13 protein-coding genes are annotated in these 13,818 nt (G+C 74.0%); 7 read left to right on the forward strand and 6 right to left on the reverse strand.

The window, feature by feature from the left end; translation table 11 throughout:
* Positions 1-73: 73 nt before the first annotated feature.
* Together ACIQFU_RS13995 and ACIQFU_RS14000 are read left to right on the forward strand one after the other, a co-directional pair.
* Positions 74-1,096: a Gfo/Idh/MocA family oxidoreductase gene (locus ACIQFU_RS13995; RefSeq protein ID WP_402551341.1), complete on the forward strand. Its 1,023-nt coding sequence runs from the start codon at positions 74-76 to the stop codon at positions 1,094-1,096.
* Positions 1,097-1,299: 203 nt separating this feature from the next.
* Positions 1,300-2,481: an NAD(P)/FAD-dependent oxidoreductase gene (locus ACIQFU_RS14000; RefSeq protein WP_402551343.1), complete on the forward strand. Its 1,182-nt coding sequence runs from the start codon at positions 1,300-1,302 to the stop codon at positions 2,479-2,481.
* A 55-nt stretch (positions 2,482-2,536) separates the two neighbouring features.
* Here the strand turns inward: ACIQFU_RS14000 and ACIQFU_RS14005 are convergent, their stop codons facing one another.
* The 4 genes from ACIQFU_RS14005 to ACIQFU_RS14020 form a co-directional block, all read right to left on the reverse strand.
* Positions 2,537-4,891 (reverse strand): M6 family metalloprotease domain-containing protein, encoded by a 2,355-nt coding sequence (locus ACIQFU_RS14005; protein WP_402551344.1) that lies wholly within the window; start codon positions 4,889-4,891, stop codon positions 2,537-2,539.
* A 124-nt stretch (positions 4,892-5,015) separates the two neighbouring features.
* Positions 5,016-6,029, reverse strand: coding sequence for an amidohydrolase family protein (locus ACIQFU_RS14010; RefSeq protein WP_402551346.1), 1,014 nt, complete (start codon positions 6,027-6,029; stop codon positions 5,016-5,018).
* A gap of 3 nt (positions 6,030-6,032) precedes the next feature.
* The gene (locus ACIQFU_RS14015; protein ID WP_402551348.1) at positions 6,033-6,737 is read right to left on the reverse strand and encodes a 4-carboxy-4-hydroxy-2-oxoadipate aldolase/oxaloacetate decarboxylase; all 705 of its coding nucleotides are present in this window, start codon (positions 6,735-6,737) and stop codon (positions 6,033-6,035) included.
* Positions 6,734-7,849, reverse strand: coding sequence for a zinc-binding dehydrogenase (locus ACIQFU_RS14020; protein ID WP_402551349.1), 1,116 nt, complete (start codon positions 7,847-7,849; stop codon positions 6,734-6,736). The genes ACIQFU_RS14015 and ACIQFU_RS14020 overlap by 4 nt, the downstream gene beginning before the upstream one ends.
* 84 nt (positions 7,850-7,933) lie before the next feature.
* Here ACIQFU_RS14020 and ACIQFU_RS14025 point away from each other — a divergent pair, with 84 nt between their 5' ends.
* Both ACIQFU_RS14025 and ACIQFU_RS14030 read left to right on the forward strand, forming a co-directional pair.
* Complete coding sequence (locus tag ACIQFU_RS14025) at positions 7,934-8,875, forward strand: ABC transporter substrate-binding protein (protein ID WP_402551351.1); 942 nt, start codon at positions 7,934-7,936, stop codon at positions 8,873-8,875.
* A 20-nt stretch (positions 8,876-8,895) separates the two neighbouring features.
* Positions 8,896-9,345 (forward strand): RpiB/LacA/LacB family sugar-phosphate isomerase, encoded by a 450-nt coding sequence (locus ACIQFU_RS14030; RefSeq protein WP_402551352.1) that lies wholly within the window; start codon positions 8,896-8,898, stop codon positions 9,343-9,345.
* Positions 9,346-9,408: 63 nt separating this feature from the next.
* On the opposite strand, the gene ACIQFU_RS14035 is transcribed toward ACIQFU_RS14030, so the two are convergent.
* Positions 9,409-10,257: an alpha/beta fold hydrolase gene (locus ACIQFU_RS14035; RefSeq protein ID WP_402551353.1), complete on the reverse strand. Its 849-nt coding sequence runs from the start codon at positions 10,255-10,257 to the stop codon at positions 9,409-9,411.
* A gap of 4 nt (positions 10,258-10,261) precedes the next feature.
* Entirely contained in the window at positions 10,262-10,909 is a 648-nt protein-coding gene (locus ACIQFU_RS14040; protein ID WP_402551355.1) for a 3-methyl-2-oxobutanoate hydroxymethyltransferase, read from the reverse strand.
* A gap of 17 nt (positions 10,910-10,926) precedes the next feature.
* On the opposite strand from ACIQFU_RS14040, the gene ACIQFU_RS14045 reads away from it, so the two are divergent.
* From ACIQFU_RS14045 to ACIQFU_RS14055, 3 genes are all read left to right on the forward strand, one after another.
* Positions 10,927-11,646, forward strand: a complete 720-nt coding sequence (locus ACIQFU_RS14045) for an MFS transporter (RefSeq protein ID WP_402551403.1) — start codon at positions 10,927-10,929, stop codon at positions 11,644-11,646.
* A gap of 74 nt (positions 11,647-11,720) precedes the next feature.
* Positions 11,721-12,785: a cupin domain-containing protein gene (locus tag ACIQFU_RS14050; protein WP_402551357.1), complete on the forward strand. Its 1,065-nt coding sequence runs from the start codon at positions 11,721-11,723 to the stop codon at positions 12,783-12,785.
* 13 nt (positions 12,786-12,798) lie between these two features.
* Positions 12,799-13,683 carry an AAA family ATPase gene (locus ACIQFU_RS14055; RefSeq protein WP_402551358.1) on the forward strand — a complete coding sequence of 295 codons (885 nt, stop codon included), beginning with the start codon at positions 12,799-12,801 and terminating at the stop codon, positions 13,681-13,683.
* Positions 13,684-13,818 lie beyond the last annotated feature (135 nt).

A 13,818-nucleotide genomic window follows, 5' to 3' on the forward strand; every position in this document is an offset into this window, starting at 1 on the left:
CGGGAAGTTGCGCGGTTCGATTGTCCGGACATACGGATTGACAGGGCGCGGGCTGTGAGCCCACTTTGATTCCATGCGCATCGGGGTCATCGGTACGGGCCGCATCGGCACCGTTCACGCCAACACGCTCAGCCGCCACCGCGACGTCGGATCACTGATCCTCACGGACGCCGACATCACGCGGGCCCAGGACCTGGCCCACCGGCTGGGCGAGACGGCGGCACCGGGAGTGGACGAGATCTTCCAGTGGGGCGTGGACGCGGTGGTGATCACCACGGCGACGCCGGCCCACGCGGAACTGATCGGCCGGGCGGCCCGCTCGGGGCTCCCGGTGTTCTGCGAGAAACCCATCGCGCTGGACCTGCCGGGCACGTTACAGGCGATCGCCGAGGTGGAGGCCGCGGGGACGATCCTCCAGATGGGCTTCCAGCGCCGCTTCGACACCGGCTACACGGGGGCCCGGGAGGCGGTGCGCTCGGGGCGGCTCGGCCGCCTGCACACCGTCCGCGCGGTGACGAGCGACCAGACGCCTCCCCCGGCCGAGTACCTGCCGCAGTCCGGCGGGCTCTACCGGGACACGCTCATCCACGACTTCGACGTGCTGCGCTGGGTGACCGGGCGGGAGGTCGTCGACGTGTACGCCGCCGGGTCCGACGCCGGTGGGCCGATGTTCCGCGCGGCGGACGACGTGGACACCGGCGCCGCGCTGCTCACCCTGGACGACGGGACCCTGGCCACGGTGACGGCGACGCGGCTGAACGGGGCGGGGTACGACGTCCGCATGGAGCTGGCCGGGGAGCTGGACCAGATCGTCGTGGGCCTGGACGACCGTACGCCGATCGCGTCCACCGAGCCGACCGGACCCCCGGCCGCGGACAAGCCGTGGACCGGCTTCGTGGAGCGCTTCGGCCCCGCCTACGAGGCCGAGCTGACCACGTTCGTGCAGGTCGTGCGCGGCGAGCGGGCCAACCCCTGTGACGGCCGCGAGGCCCTCCAGGCCCTGCGCATCGCGGAGGCCTGCGACATCTCCCGCCGCGAACGCCGGCCCGTACGGCTGGCGGAGGTGCCCGGGGCCACGGCCCCCGTGCGGGGGTAGCGAAGGGCACGGCACGGGCCGTCGGGGCCCTCTCTCCTCGTCTCGCGGGACCGGTTCGGCACCGATCCCGCGCCTCCCCGTATCCTCATCGCCTCTTGATTGGCATAATGGTATGACGTTAAGCCGTTAGGATTCCGACGGAGGGACGAGCACATGGGGCGCGGGACGGTTGTCGTGGGCGGGGGGGGCAGGCCGGCATACAGGTGGCGCTGGAGATGCGGCGGCGCGGCGGGCGGGGCGAAATCACGGTGGTCGGCGAGGAGCCCGGGGACCCCTATCAACGGCCGCCGCTCTCCAAGGAGTTCCTGGACGACGGCTACGACGCCGGGCGGCTCGCGCTGCGCACGGCGGAGTACTACCGGGAGGCCGGGATCGACCTCCTCACCGGCGAGCGGGTCGTCGACACCGGCGACGGCGTCCTCGTCACCGACCGGGGACGGGAGTTGTCCTACGACCGGCTCGCCCTGGCCACCGGGGCCGCCCCGCGCAGGCTCGCCGTACCCGGCGCGGACCTCGGCGGCATCCACCACCTGCGCGACCTCGCCGACGCCCGTCTGCTCCGGCAGGAACTGGTCCGCGCCCGCCGGGTGGTGGTCGTCGGGGGCGGGTTCGTCGGACTGGAGGTGGCGGCGGCTGCCCAGGCGCGGGGCAGGGAGGTGACCGTCGTGGAGGCGGCGGACCGGCTGCTCGCCCGCTCGGTGGCGCCGGTCGTCTCCGACTTCTACCTGCGGGCCCATGCGCGCCGGGGCACGACGGTACGGCTGTCGGCCTGCGTGACCGGGTTCGACGGGAGCTCCGGCCGGGCGACCGGTGTGCTGCTCGACGACGGCTCGCGGCTCCCCGCCGACCTGGTCCTGGTCGGCGTCGGCGCCGTCCCGCGCACCGGCCTGGCCGAGCGGCTCGGCCTGGAGGTGGACGGCGGGATCGTCGTGGACGCCTGCTCCCGCACCGGCCGGCCCGGTGTCGTGGCCGCCGGCGACTGCACCGTACGGCCGCACCCGCGCCCCGGGGAGGGCAGGATCCGTCTGGAGTCGGTGCCCAACGCCCTCGCGCAGGCGGGCGCGGCGGCCGCCTCGCTGCTCGGCCGGGAGGAACCGGACACCTCCGTGCCCTGGTTCTGGTCCAACCAGGGGGACCTGCGTCTGCAGATCGCGGGGCTCTCCACCGGATACGACCGGTGCGTGGTGCGCGGCGCCCCGGACGAGGAGCGGTTCTCCGTCCTCTACTACCGGCGGGGCGAGTTGCTCGCCGTCGACGCCGTCAACCGGCCCGCCGACTACATGGCCGTACGCCGTGCCCTGACCGTCGGCGTCCACATCCCCGCGGACGCGGCCGGCGCGGAGGTTCCGCTCAAGACCCTGTTCTGCGAGCGGACCGCCGCCTGACGAAGGCACCTGCCCGGACCGAGGGGACTCGGCCCGGGCACGGCGCGGCCAGGGCTCAGGCCGAGGCCGCCAGGGTGCGTGCGGCGCTCACCAGGGCCGCCGAGGCCAGGGCGCGCCTGCCCTCGGTGGACATCTTCCCGGCCAGCAGGGCGAACCTCTTGAGCGCCTTCTCCGTGTGCTGGTGACGCTCTGCCTGCCTGAGCTGGGCGGACAGCCGCGCGACCTCACCGCCCGACAGGACGCCCTGCTCGGCGTAGCCGTCCAGCAGGGCCCGCAGGGACCGGGTGGAGACGGCCAGGGCGGCGGTGCTCAGCCGCACGGTCGTGGTGGAGGTCGCCGACGGGTCGGACTCGCTCGTGGCCGTGATCGTCACCGTCGCCCGTCGGGCGGCGCCCTCGGACGCGGTGGCGTAGGCGGCGACCGGCAGGGTGGATCCCGCGCGCACGGCCTGCACCTCGTAGGGGAGGTCGACCTTCCAGCCCTCGCCCTCGACGGTGGCCTTCAGCCGGTAGACGTCGGACGCGTGCATGCCCCGCCCGGCGTCCCCGGTGTTGGTCAGCGGGGCACCGACCAGCGCGGTGGAGCCGCCGGCCGGCAGCGCGGCCGCCCGACCGAGCCGGGTGCCGCGCTCCTGCGGGCCGGCCGCGTCGAGGGCGCGCACGGCGACCTGGTAGGTCAGCACCCCGTCGGCGTCGCGCCGGACGTCCAGCACGTAGAAGTGCAGGCCGTTGGGCTCGTCGGTCCACTCGTACGCGGAGCCGGAGCCGGTGCCGGCGTGGAAGGTGGCGTCGTCGAGCTGGCGCGGGTCGCCGCGGACGACCATGACGTCCTCGCCGGTCGGGCCGACGTAGTCGACGCGTGCGATGTCCCGCGGGTTGGCGTCCACCAGCCACTCGCGCGGTGTTCCCTGGCTGCGGTTCTGCGACAGCAGCACGCCCGCTCCCGGGGCGAAGGAGTCGTTGCCGACCCGGTCGACGACCTCCATCGTGTAGTCCTGCCAGCCCTGGCCGTCCGGGCACCAGAACGCGGTGTCGGGCTCGCCCGCGCGGGCCATCTGGTCCTCGCAGGCGCCGAGGGCGAAGCCGTCGACGTCGACGTCCAGGGCGATCCTGTCGCCCTCGCCCGGTGCGTACTCCCGCGCGCGCAGCGTGGCGACGGCGACCCCGTGCTCCCGCAGGGCGGCCTTGGTCAGGCGGACCGTCTCGTCCTCGCCGAGGACGCCCAGCGCCTGTTTGTAGTGGACCATGTGGTGCGGGCCCAGGGCGGAGCCGCCCCGGTTGGGCACCTGCCAGCGGTTGTGCGTGCCGCCGGGCCCGTTGAAGGTGCCGCGCGACATCATCTCCCAGTAGCCGGTGTAGTTGCGGGTGTCGTCGGCGAACGGGTTGTTGTAGTTGTCCGGCAGGTTCCGCAGGTGGCTGAACTCGTGGGCGAAGACGCTCAGTCCGGAGCTCTCCGCCTGGGTGGAGATTCCGCCGCCGGCGTTCGGCCAGTGGTTGGCGGCCGCCCGCCAGCTCGTCCAGTCCACGTAGCGGGTGCGGGCCCAGTTGGTCATGGGCTCGCCGAGCTGGTTCAGGACCGGGTCGCCGTTCTCGTCGCGCGGCGGCCCGAGCGCGTCGGGGACGTCCTCTTTGCTCGCGTACTTCATGCGGCCGAACTCCTCCCAGGTGGAGGACTCGTCGTGGCCGGCGGTGACGATGAAGATGTTGTCGAACCCGCAGAAGTCGGCGGTGGTGCAGCCGATGGCGTCCCGCCACCGGGCGGTGGCGTCGGTGCGCAGGTCCTTGCCGCACTCGTCGCCCATCGGGCAGAACTTCTCGACCGGGCCGTTCATCTGGTCGTTGATGCCGTACTCGTGGAGCTTGCCCGGCAGTTCGTAGGCGCCGAAGACCTCGGCGTCCACCCCGATCTTCCCGAAGGAGTCCTCCATCCAGTAGGAGTGGAGGGTCTGGTGGCCGTTGTACTGGTTCGGGACGGTGTAGTAGTCCTGGTACCAGTCGCGCACCTGGTCTTCCGGGACCGGCTCGAAGTCCTCCCCGTACGGGTTGCCGAAGGGGTGCGTGCCCGGCTCCTGGGTGATCAGCATCGGCTGGTCGGTGAACTCCACCAGGAGCACGGCGGTCCGGTACTGGACCTCCGACCCTTGTGAGGTGGCCGCGGACGACCATTGCGCCGGCCGGACGTCCACGTAGTCGTCCCAGGTCATGTCGGCCTGTTCGGTCCAGTGCTGGGGATCGACGGCCACGGCCGGATGGGTGGGCGCCGGGCGCGCCGCCGGGGCGGCGTTCGCCGGGGCCGTCAGGGCGGCGACGGTGGCGAGGACGGTGCCCGCGAGGAGGGCGGCGGTCCACCCGGTCCTTCGGGCGGCGGTGCGGCGGGGTGCTCCGGGTGTGGAGCTTCGGGTTCTTCTCACGAAGGGGTGCCTCCTTGAGTGCCCAGGGCGGCCCGGACGGGACACGCCCGCCCGGGACCCTAGCGACACCCGTGGGGTCGACGGCACCCCCCGCGTGCCGACCGCACGGTGTCCGGCGCGCCGGTCACGGCGTCAGCAGCGCGTCCAGCCTCGGGTACACCCGCCGCGCGTTGCCCTCGTACACGCGGCGCAGGTCGTCCGGCGCGAGGCCGGCGGCGTCGACGTACGTCTTCGTGTCGTCCCACGCCACGCCCGTCGCCGGGTCGGCGCCCCGCACGGCGCCGAGCATCTCGGAGGCGAACAGCAGGTTGGCCGCCGGGACGACGCGGGTGAGCAGGTCGATGCCGGGCTGGTGGTAGACGCAGGTGTCGAACCAGACGTTCCCCAGGAGGGATTCGGCCGGGTCGGGCAGGTCCATGCGCCGGGCCAGGCCCCGGTAGCGGCCCCAGTGGTACGGCACGGCTCCCCCGCCGTGCGGGATGACGAACCGGAGTCCGGGGAAGCGGGTGAACAGGTCGCCCCGCATCAGCTGCATGAACACGGAGGTGTCGGCGTTGAGGTAGTGGGCGCCGAGGGTGTGCGCGGCCGGGTTGCAGGAGCTGGAGACGTGGATCGTCGCGGGGAGGTCCAGCTCGCACAGGGCCTCGTAGAGCGGGTACCAGGACGGGTCGGTCAGCGGTGGGGAGGTCCAGTGGCCGCCGGACGGGTCCGGGTTGAGGTTGCAGCCGACGAAGGCCGGGTCGTCGGCACAGCGGCGCACCTCGGCGACCAGGTCGTCCGTCGTGCCGCCGGGGGTCTGCGGGAGCTGGCAGACGGCGGCGAAGTGCTCGGGGAAGAGGGCGGCCACCCGGGCCACCAGGTCGTTGCAGGCGCGCGCCCAGTCGCGGGCGGTGGCCGGGTCGGTGACGTGGTGCTCCATGCCGGAGGCCTTCGGCGAGAAGAGCATGAAGTCGCCCCCGCGCTCCCGCAGCACCTTCAGCTGGTTGAGCTCGACGCTCTCCCGGATGGCGTCGTCGCTGATCGCGGCGGGGGCCGCGGGGGGCAGCGAGGGGTCGGCCAGGCGGGCCAGCTGGGCGTCGCGGTGGCCCTGGTGGGCGGGCGGGGCGGTGGTGTAGTGCCCGTGGACGTCGATGATCATCGCTCAGCTCCCCTCCGTGGCGGCCCACTCGGCGTGCTCGACGTACACCAGGCCCTTGTCGGCGAGGCGTTGCCGCATCGCGTTGACGTCGAGGCCGAGTTCGCCGCTTCCGTACCTCTTGCGGGACCCGGCCTCCTTCGTCTCGCGGGCCCGCGCGGCCTCGGCCACGGCGGCGGCGCGCGAGCGCGGGACGACGACCGCCCCGTCGTCGTCGGCGACGACCGCGTCGCCGGGCCGGACGAGCTGCCCGCCGCACACCACCGGGACGTTGACGTCGCCGAGGGTCTCCTTGACGGTGCCGTAGGCGCAGATGTGCCGCGACCAGACCGGGAAGCCCATGCCGTGCAGCTCGGCGACGTCCCGGCAGCCGGCGTCGATGACCAGGCCGCGCACGCCCCGGGCGGCGAGGGAGGTGGCGAGGAGTTCGCCGAAGTAGCCGGCCCGGGAGGGCGAGGTGGGGGCCACCACGAGGAGATCGCCCTCCCGGCACTGCTCCACGGCGACGTGCAGCATCCAGTTGTCGCCGGGCGGCACGCTCACGGTGACGGCGGTGCCCGCCGCCCGCGCGCCCGGCCACACCGGGCGCAGGGCGGGGTCGAGGAGCCCGGTGCGGTCCTGGGCCTCGTGGAGGGTGGCGACGCCGTACCCGGCGAGCGCGTCGACGGCGGCGGATTCGGCGCGGGGCGGGTTGCGTACGACGATGCTCATGCCGCCGCCCAGGGGAGCAGTGACACGTGGACGGCGTCCTCGCCGCCCTCGCCGCCGACGGTGCGGATGGCCCGGTCGGTCTCGGCGAGCGGGTAGCTGTGAGTGGCGAGCTTCTCCAGTGGGAAGCGGCCCGACGCGCACTGTTCCAGGGCGAGTTCGCAGGACCGGTAGCTGTGCCCGCGGGCGCTCTTGAGGGCGATGGACTTCTCGGTGAGCTTCTTCAGGGGGAAGTCGGGGAACGCCGCCGGCTCGCCCTGGACGACCATGACGCCCTCGCGGCGCTTGAGGGCGTCGATGCCGAGCAGCACGGGTGCGGTGCCCGCGCCCGCGGTGCAGTCGAGGACGACGTCCACGCCGCGGCCGCCGGTGAGGTCGAGGACCTGCTGGAGGGGGTCGCCGTCGGTGACGTCGACGGTGTGGTCGGCGCCGAGTTCGCGGGCCAGGGCGAGGCGGGCCGCGTCGCGCGGGGTGCCGGTGACGACGATCAGCGAGGCGCCGGCCTGCTTGCAGGCGACGACCTGGGACAGGCCCTGCTGGCCGGGGCCCTGGATGAGGACCGTGGAGGCGTAGCCGACGCCGGCGGTGACCAGTGCCCACTCGATGCCGTTCGACAACGGGGTGACCAGTCCCGCGAGTTCGGGGCTCACTCCGTCGGGGACGCGGTGGGTGACGGCGTTCCACGGCAGGTACAGGTACTGCGCGAAGCCGCCCCACAGGTGGTAGGGGTTTTCGGCCGAGGTGTAGCCGTAGCGGCGGGCCCCGGGGTTGGTGCGCCAGTCGGTCAGCTCGCAGTGGCGGTATTCGCCGGCGTGGCACCAGGCGCAGCGGAAGCAGCCCACGTAGTGCTCGACGAAGACGCGGTCGCCTTCGGCGAGGCCCTTGCGGGCGGTGAACTCGCGTCCGGCGCGGGCGATGACGCCCACGTTCTCGTGCCCCATGATCACCGGATCGGGGAAGGGCGGCCTGCCGTACATCTTGACGTCGGTGCCGCAGATCCCGGCGACCTCGACCTTCAGCAACGCGCCGTCGGCCGGTATGTCGGGCATCGGGAACTCGCGGAGTTCGGTGGTGGAGGGGGCGGTGCGGACGGCTGCCAGCACGTGCTCTGCCATGAAGCGACTCCTCGCGCTCTGAGGTTGTCCCGGCGGTCACCGTACTCTATGGACTGATGGTCTGACCATGGTACCTTTCGGCGCATGACAGAACCTCTGCTCAGGACCTGCACCCGCACCCAGGGCAACAACGAGGCGCTCAAGACGGGGGAGGTGTCCCCCACCGGTTTCGGGTTCGCCTTCGAGGAGGTGCCCGTCCTCGTCCAGGCCTTTCGCCGCATGGTCCGCCGACTCGACTTCGACGTCAGCGAGATGGCGCTCACCACCTATCTCGTCGCGAAGGCCCACGGGGCCCCGTTCACCGCCGTGCCCGCGTTCCTGGTCCGCGGCTTCCACCACGGCGCGCTCCTGCGCGACGCCGCCCGCCCCGTCGCCCCGGCGGACCTGGAGGGCGCACGGGTCGGCGTGAACCGCGGGTACACGGTGACCACGGGCGTCTGGGCGCGCGCGGTCCTGCGCGACGAGTACGGCGTGGACCTGTCGAAGGTGACCTGGGTGCTCTCGGGCGACGAACACGCCGAGGCGTACCGGCCGCCGGACAACGTCGAGCCGCTCGGACCGGGCCGCACCCTCGAAGAGGCGTTGCGTCAAGGGGAGTTGGACGCCGTCATCGGTGTCCCGCCGCAGAAGGGCCTGGTCCCGCTGATCGACGATCCCGGGACGGCCGGGTTCCGGGCACTGCGGGAGCGCGGGCTGTATCCGGTCAACCACCTCGTGGTCGTCAAGGACGAACTCCTCGCCGCCCGGCCCGACCTGGGCGCCCAGGTCTTCGACGCCTTCGCCCGCGCCAAGCGCCTCTACACCGGGCGGCTGCTCGGCGGGGAGATCGAGACTCCGACGGCGGTGGACACCATGCACCTGCGGGTGGCCGAACTGACCGGCGCCGATCCCCTGCCGTACGGCGTCGACGCGAACCGGCACGTCCTGGAGGAGCTGCTGCGGCACGCCGTCGACCAGCGGATCCTGGAGCGCTCCGTGCCGGTGGACGAGCTGTTCGCGCCCGGCACCCGCGGTCTGGCCGGCTGAGGGAGAGGATGGCGACGGGCATGCGTATCGCGATCGCGGGCGACCACAACGGATTCGCCCTCAAGTCCCTGCTGTGCCCGGAGCTTTCGGACTCCGGGCACGAGGTGTCCGACCTGGGCGGGCACAGCACCGAGGAGATCGACTACCCGGCGCTGTGCGCCCGGGTCTGCGCCCGGGTCGCGGACGGACGGGCCGAGCGGGGCATCGTGCTCGGCGGCAGCGGGCTGGGCGAGACCATCGCCTGCAACAAACTGCCGGGCATCCGGGCGGGCCTGTGCCACGACGTGTGGACGGCGGAGGTCTCCCGCGGCAACAACGACTCCAACGTGCTGGTGCTGCCCGCCCTGCGGCTCACCGACGACGGGGCCCGCCGGATCGTCGCCGTCTGGCTGGGCACGCCGTTCAAGGGCGGCAAGCACGCCCGGCGGGTGGCGCAGATCGCCGAGCTGGAGCGGGGCGGCCGATTCTGAACGGGAGCGGACGAGGGGGCCCTCGACGACCAGGCCCCCTTCGTCCGGCGTGTGCGGGCCGGTTCAGACGTGCGCCAGGAACTCCAGGATCCGCCCCGCGGTGTCCCGCGCGGTCTGCTCCTCCGGCGCCACTTCCCACCACTCGGTACGGGGCAGGCACTCCCGCAGGTAGTGCGCGGCCGACGGGGCGTGGGAGGTGTCGTCGCCGGGCACGATCAGCGCGGGGACGTCGAGGGCGAGCAGGTCCTCGCACTCCACGCCGGGCACGGTGTCCCGGTCGAAGAGGTGGGCCGCGGTGCCGGTGACCAGCGTCCGGTACCGCTCGGCGGCGCAGCCCGCGTACCCGGCGGCGAAGTCGGCGTCGTGCCGCAGCACCGCCGCCCACGGGCCGACCCTGGGGTCCTTCGAGAAGCCGTCCGCCACCGACCGGGCGAGGTCCACCACTGCGCCGAGCCCCGCCTCGCGCACGAAGGCGAGGTGCCGCTCGAACCGCTCGTGCTGCTTGCGCCGGTAGTGCACGCCGCCGGCCGGCGAGTAGAGGACCATCCCGGCCACCCGCTCGGGGTGCGCTGCGGCGAGGGCGGCCGCGGTGGAGCAGCCGACGCAGCCCCCCATCAGGTGTGCGCGTGCGAAGCCCAGGTGGTCGAGCAGGGCGACGCCCTGGCGGACGTACGCCTCCCAGGTGAGGCGCTCCAGCCTGCCGCCGGAGTGTCCGGACTCGCGGCGGTCGAAGGTGACGCAGGTGAAGTGCGCGGCGAGGTGGGCGGGCAGCCTCAGGCGCCGGTGGATGCCCGTGGTGTGCCAGCTGTCGAGGGTGGAGTCGAAGCCGCCCGGGGAGAACATCAGCAGCGGCGGCCCCTCCCCGGTCACCTCGTACCGGGTGGGGATGCCGTCGAGTACCGCGGTGGGCACGGGATCAGGCCTCCTTCGGTGCGGCGGGTACGGGGATGCCGCCGGCGATCTGCCGTGCCGCCCGCACGTCCCCGGCGTAGGCGGTCAGCGCGTCGAGGGCGGTGGCGGCGACGTGGGCGTAGGTGACGGGCGGGTCGTCGACGGTGTCGGCGGCGTAGCCGATGGCGGCGTGGGCCATGCGCACCCGGCCGTCCAGCCAGGGCCCGCCGCCGAAGCCGCCGAGCACGGGGACCGAGACCGCGTCGGCGACGGCGGCGCCCACCACGGGGCCGGAGTTGGTGAAGTTGAGGAGGGCGGCGCCCGCCTGTTCCAGCCGCTTGGCCTCGGCCACCAGTTCCGCGCACATCTCCTCGGGCACCTGGTCGCCGGCGCCCGGCACGGCCCGGTACTCGACGCCGTAGCGCAGCGCGGTCTGCGGGGTGATGCCGAACTGCGCGAAGACGGGGATGCCGGCCCGGGTGAGCGCCTCGACGGCCGCCGGGTGGTCTGAGGCGCCGTCGAGTTTGACGAGGTCGACGCCGGCCTCCTTGACGTAGCGGATCGCGGCGTCGAGGGCGGCGGCGGTGCCCCGCTGGAGCGGGCCGAAGGGGAAGTCGGCGCTGAGCAGGGCGCGCCGGACGCCGCGCCGGACCGCCTTGGTGACGGTCAGCATCTCGTCGAGGGTGATCTCTGTTCGACGCCGTCACCTACGCGGCGCTGGTGGCGGTGCTCGCCCTCCTGCGCGTGCCGACGCTGCCCGGCGGGTCCGGGGAGCACGCCGGGCTCCTGGCGTCCTTGCGCGAGGGCGCCTCGTACGTGGTTCACCGTCCCGTGGTGTGGCAGCTGATGGGCCTGGACCTGGCCGCCACGGTGTGCGGCGCGTACCGGGTGCTGCTGCCGGCGTTCGCGACCGACGTGCTGCACGTGGGCGCGACCGGGTACGGGCTGCTGTCGGCGGCTCCCTCGGCGGGGGCGCTGCTCGGCTCGGTGTGGGTGTTCCGGCTGGTACGCACCGCCGGCGCGGGGCGCCTGTCGCTGTGGGGCACCGCGGCGTACGGCCTCGCGGTGACCGGGCTCGCCCTGTCCGGCACGTTCGTCCTCGCCCTGCTCGCGGCCCTGGCGCTGGGCGCGGCCGACGCGCTGGCGACGACGGTGCGCCACGCCGCGGTGCAGGTGGAGACGCCGGACACGCTGCGGGGCCGGGTGTCGGCGCTCTACCAGATGGCCTCGCGCGGAGGTCCCGCCCTCGGCGACGCGGGCATGGGCGTGTTCGCCGGGGCGGTGGGTCCGGTGGCCGCGCTCGCCGTGGGCGGTCTGGTCCCGGCGGCCGCCGCCGGCCTGACCGCGCTGCGGGGCCGCACCGTCCGCGGCTACGACGTTCCCAAGCAGGCTCTGTCCGCGGCCTCCTGACCGGCCGCGCGTCCCGCCCCTGTCCCCGGTTCCCGTTCCCCGTTCCCCATCCACTTCACGCAGGGAGAGGTCCGATGAGTGTGCACACCTCGACCCAGACCACCCACTACCACGTGCAGAAGCGACGACGAGCGCAGTTCATCGAGGACTGGCGGGCCAACCACCGCACCGTCGTCGCCCACGAGGACGCCCGGACGCACCCCACCGCGCGCGGCAGCCGCGTCGGGGTGTACGTCGGCGCCGACGGCGACCGTCCCACCCGTTCGATGGACGCGCTCGTCCACGAGATCGACCCCGGGGTCACCACCACGGTCCACCGGCACTCCTGGGACGCCATGCTGTTCGTCGTCGCGGGCCGCGGCTGGAGCGAGATCGACGGCAGGCGCGTGGACTTCGGCCCCGGCGACTCGCTGCACCTCCCGGCCTGGGCCTGGCACCGCAGCGGCAACGACGGCTCGGAGACGGTGCGTTACCTGTCCTTCTCCAGCGAGCCGCTCCTGGAGACGATGGGCATGGCGGTGATCGAGGACGCGGGGCACACCCCGGTGGCCGAGCTGGCGCCCCGCCCGCCGTACTCGCCGGGGCGGGACGGCTCCGACCCGTACGCGGCACGGCTGCGGCGTCTCGCCCGCGACCAGGACGCCCGGCGCCCGGGCCGGCTGCACACCGGCTGGGACGAACTGGAGCTGCGCAACACCCCCCGCACCCGCACCACGTTCCTCCTCGACCGGGCGATCGGCTACCAGGCGTCCGGCATCACCATGGCGATGTTCGAGATCGGCCCCGGCCGCGCCCAGTCCATGCACCGCCACCCGGGCGAGGCCTGGCTCTACGTGGTCGAGGGGTCCGGCGAGAGCTACCTCGGGCCTGAGCCGGAGGGCGGCACCCGCCACCCCTGGAAGAAGGGCGACATCATCGTCGTCGACCACTTCCTGTGGCACCAGCACATCAACACGGACCCGGAGCGGACCGCGAAAGTGGTGCGCATCCACATGTTCGACAGCCTCCTGGAGACCATGCGGGCCCTGTGCGATCCGCTGGTGCTCTTCGAGGAGCCGCCGGACCACATCCGCGACGCGCAGGCCGGCGACCCGTCGACGATCGACTGGCCGCCGCTGCGCCGGCCGACGTGGCCGTGAACGGGGTGCGGGCATGAGCGCGCTGCCGCACGGTGTGTCCGGCGTGCACGCCCTGCCGGCCGACCACCACGACGGGCCCTGGGACACGGTGCTCATCGACCCGGCGGTAAAGGAGCGGCTCCTGGCGACCGCCGTCCTGGTGCTGCGGCACGGGCGGCGGCTCGCCGGGTCGGGCCTGGCCCCGCACGGTCTGGTGGTGCTGGCCGGGCCGCCGGGCACGGGCAAGTCCACGCTGGCGCAGGGCCTGGCGCAGGCCGCCGCCCGTACCCTCGCCCCGCACGGCGCGACCACGCTCGTGGAGGTGGACCCGCACGCCTTCCCCAGCGAGCTGCTCGGGGAGAGCCAGCGGCAGGTGTCCCGGCTCTTCCGGGAGACCCTGCCCGAGCTGGCCGCGCGCCGGCCGCACACCGTGGTCCTGGTCGACGAGGTGGAGGCGCTGGCGGTGCGCCGGCACTCGGCGTCGTTCGACACCAACCCCGTGGACGTGCACCGGGCCACGGACGCCGTGCTCAGCGGCCTGGACGCGCTGCGGGCCGAGCGGCCCGGGACCCTGCTCGTGGTGACGACGAACTTCGCGGGCGCGGTGGACGACGCGTTCCTCTCCCGGGCCGACCTGGTGATCCGCACCGAGGTCCCGGGGCCCGGGGTCGTCCCGGAGATCGTCGCCGACTCGCTGCGGGAACTCGCCGTGCAGTGGCCCGAGTTGAAGCCGCTGGCCGCGGACGGGACGGTGCACCGCCGCGTGGGCGCCCTGCTGCAGGGGCTCGACGGGCGCCGCATCCGCAAGACCGTCCACGGGGCGCTGGCGCTGCGGGTCGCCACGGCCCGCGACCCGTCCCTCCTGACGGCGGAGGACCTGCTCGCCGCGGCACGGGAGGCGGCGGGCGGTCCGCTCTGAGGGACGCCGCGGGGAAGCGGGCCCGGGGGGGGGGGGCCCCCGGGCGCGTCCCCCGTGCGGGGGGGGGGTGCCCGGGAACCCCCCGACTAGGGGGGGGTTATGCGGGGGTGGTGCGGGGTGGTTCCCCCGGGGGTT

The organism is Streptomyces sp. NPDC093065, assembly GCF_044754585.1.
Classification (GTDB): domain Bacteria; phylum Actinomycetota; class Actinomycetes; order Streptomycetales; family Streptomycetaceae; genus Streptomyces.

What these genes read in the sequence shown, in the direction of transcription:
- ACIQFU_RS14055 (WP_402551358.1), top strand. Translation starts at nt 12,799, where the DNA reads ATGAGCGCGCTGCCGCACGGTGTGTCCGGCGTGCACGCCCTGCCGGCC.
- ACIQFU_RS14050 (WP_402551357.1), top strand. Translation starts at nt 11,721, where the DNA reads ATGAGTGTGCACACCTCGACCCAGACCACCCACTACCACGTGCAGAAG.
- ACIQFU_RS13995 (WP_402551341.1), top strand. Translation starts at nt 74, where the DNA reads ATGCGCATCGGGGTCATCGGTACGGGCCGCATCGGCACCGTTCACGCC.
- ACIQFU_RS14025 (WP_402551351.1), top strand. Translation starts at nt 7,934, where the DNA reads ATGACAGAACCTCTGCTCAGGACCTGCACCCGCACCCAGGGCAACAAC.
- ACIQFU_RS14010 (WP_402551346.1), bottom strand. Translation starts at nt 6,029, where the DNA reads ATGATCATCGACGTCCACGGGCACTACACCACCGCCCCGCCCGCCCAC.
- ACIQFU_RS14020 (WP_402551349.1), bottom strand. Translation starts at nt 7,849, where the DNA reads ATGGCAGAGCACGTGCTGGCAGCCGTCCGCACCGCCCCCTCCACCACC.
- ACIQFU_RS14030 (WP_402551352.1), top strand. Translation starts at nt 8,896, where the DNA reads ATGCGTATCGCGATCGCGGGCGACCACAACGGATTCGCCCTCAAGTCC.
- ACIQFU_RS14015 (WP_402551348.1), bottom strand. Translation starts at nt 6,737, where the DNA reads ATGAGCATCGTCGTACGCAACCCGCCCCGCGCCGAATCCGCCGCCGTC.
- ACIQFU_RS14040 (WP_402551355.1), bottom strand. Translation starts at nt 10,909, where the DNA reads ATGCTGACCGTCACCAAGGCGGTCCGGCGCGGCGTCCGGCGCGCCCTG.